At 74.6% G+C, this 2438-nt stretch carries 2 protein-coding genes and 1 pseudogene; 1 reads left to right on the top strand and 2 read right to left on the bottom strand.

Annotated features, from left to right (window positions below; all coding sequences use genetic code 11):
• Positions 1-250: pseudogene (locus AC0CYZ_RS09220) on the top strand (branched chain amino acid aminotransferase); the annotation flags it as partial.
• Here AC0CYZ_RS09220 and AC0CYZ_RS09225 read toward each other — a convergent pair.
• Together AC0CYZ_RS09225 and AC0CYZ_RS09230 are read right to left on the bottom strand one after the other, a co-directional pair.
• Complete coding sequence (locus AC0CYZ_RS09225; RefSeq protein ID WP_472214503.1) at positions 226-429, bottom strand: hypothetical protein; 204 nt, start codon at positions 427-429, stop codon at positions 226-228. The pseudogene AC0CYZ_RS09220 and the gene AC0CYZ_RS09225 sit on opposite strands and share 25 nt — an antisense overlap.
• Positions 430-439: 10 nt before the next feature.
• On the bottom strand, positions 440-2438 hold a 1999-nt coding region (locus AC0CYZ_RS09230; protein ID WP_472214505.1), incomplete at its 5' end, for an MFS transporter.

Raw genomic sequence — 2438 nt, forward strand, 5'->3', positions numbered from 1 at the left:
CTTCGCGCACCTCCCGCACCCCGGTCCGGCCACCGAGGAGCGGGTCGCGGAGGTACTGGCCGCGCCCGGGTTCGGCAAGTACTTCACCGACCACATGGTCACCGCGACCTGGGACGCCGCCCGCGGCTGGCACGACGCGACGGTGGGCCCGTACCAGCCGTTGTCGATCGACCCGGCGTCGGTGGTGCTGCACTACAGCCAGACGATCTTCGAGGGGCTGAAGGCCTACCGGCACCCCGACGGGTCGATCGACAGCGGCTGGTACGGGCCCACCGTCGCGTCGTGCCAGCCGCGCGCGGCGTCCCAGGACACGGTGACCATGTGGTCGGTGAAGTACTTGCCGAACCCGGGCGCGGCCAGTACCTCCGCGACCCGCTCCTCGGTCGCCGGACCGGGGTGCGGGAGACGCGTGAAGGCCGTGCTCGACATGCCCGCCACCCTAGACCGCGCCCCCGACACCCGGCACCGTCCGCGACGGCATGGACGACCCCGCCACGAGGCTCGCGCCGCGGCTCCGGGTACCGCCGGTGTCGAGCTCGACGTCGTGCACCGCCGGCACGCCCAGGACCACGGAGACGACGGCGGGCGCGGAGCTCCCGTCGCGACCGCGCACGACCAGCAGCCCCGACCCGGACGCGGGCCCCGAGGGCAGGCGGTAATCGCCGTCGGTGTCGGTGGCACCGCGCCCGACCTGGTGGCCGCCGCCGTCGACGAGGGTCAGGACGGCGTCGACGGGCCGTCCGGCGTGGTCGCGGACGTGGCCGGTCAGCTGCGGGCCTCCCGAGCCGCGCGCGAACGGCGCCGTTCTGACGTCGGACGTCAGCATCGTGCCGTTGCTGACCTCAGAGGCCGTGGCCGTGGCCCCCATCCCCGCCGGGATCACGACGACGGGCCGGTCGGCGTGCTCCCAGAGCCCGCGGTCGGCGCTGGGGCGTGCGAGTGCGGCGAGCGGGCCGCCGTGCGGGCTCCCGACGACGACCGCGCGGGCGTCCCGGCGCCGCGCGAGGTCGGCGAGGGCGAGACCGACGGCGTCGTGGGTGGCGACCGGGCGCAGCGACTCGGCCGCGGCGGTCAGGCCGGACGCGGTGAGCTCGGCGACCCGGCCGGTGAGGATCCCGGGGTCGTCGCCGACCGCGGTCGCGTCCCCGACGACGGCGTCCTCGGGCACGTGCACGAGCAGGACCGGCGCGTCGACGGCGCGGGCGAGGCGGGCGCCGGCGGCGATCACCTCGTCGGTGTGCGGGGCGTCGTCGACGGCGACCAGGACGGGACGCCCGAGCCCGGCCGACCCCGGCTCGAGCGCCGGCAGCTCCGACTCCGGCTCCTCGGTCTCCGCCCGCCGCAGCAGCCGGTGGGCGGTGGACAGCACGAGCATCCCGACGGCGACGACGACCGCGGCCACCCAGAAGGGCGTGTTGGGCAGGAACGCCTCGCCGATCAGACCGGAGATCCACGGGGCGAGCCCGCCGCCGAGGAAGCGCACGAAGCTGTAGGACGCCGACGCCACCGGGCGCGGCACCGGCGCGACGGACATGACGGCCTGCGTGACCAGGGTGTTGTTGAGCCCGATCATGGCGCCGGCCACGATCACGGCCCCGATGACGACGGCGGGGGTCGTCTGCCAGACCGCGATCACCAGCAGGTCCAGCGCGAGCAGCCCCAGCACGAAGTAGAGGACGCGGACCGTGCCGAAGCGCCGCTCCAGGGCGGGCGCGCCGAACACCGCGAAGATCGCGACGAGCACGCCCCACGCGGTGAACACCCCGCCGAGCCCGAGCGGCCCGAGGTGGCCCATGGAGTACGGCGAGTACGCGAGCAGGGTGAAGAAGCCCCAGTTGTAGGCGAAGGCCGTCACGGCGATCGTCGCGAGGCTGCGGTGGCGCAGCGCCTTGATCGGGTCGAGCAGCGCGATCTTCTGCGCGGGCCTGGGCGTCTTGTCGAGCAGCACGAGGGTCGCGACGAGGGCGATCGCCATGAGCACCGCGACGCCGAAGAAGGGCGCGCGCCAGCTCACCGAGCCGAGCAGCCCGCCGACCAGCGGGCCGAGCGCGATCCCGACACCGAGGGCCGTCTCGTAGAGGATGATCGCGCCGGCGAAGCCGCCGCTCGCGCTGGCGACGATCACCGCGAGCGAGGTGGCGATGAACAGCGCGTTCCCGAGGCCCCAGCCCGCCCGGAAGCCGACGATCTCGCCGATCGAGCCGGACAGGCCGGCGAGCGCGGAGAAGACGACGATGATCGTCAGCCCGGTGACCAGCGTGGCCTTGGCGCCGATGCGGCTCGAGACCCAGCCGGTGACCAGCATCGCGACCGCGGTGATGAGCAGGTAGCTGGTGAACAGCAGCGACACCTGCGCGGGCGTCGCGGAGAGCTGCTGGGCGAGCGCGGGCAGGATCGGGTCGACCAGCCCGATCCCCATGAACGAGATGACGCAGGCG

The sequence above is a fragment of the Actinomycetospora sp. genome (genome assembly GCF_055612215.1).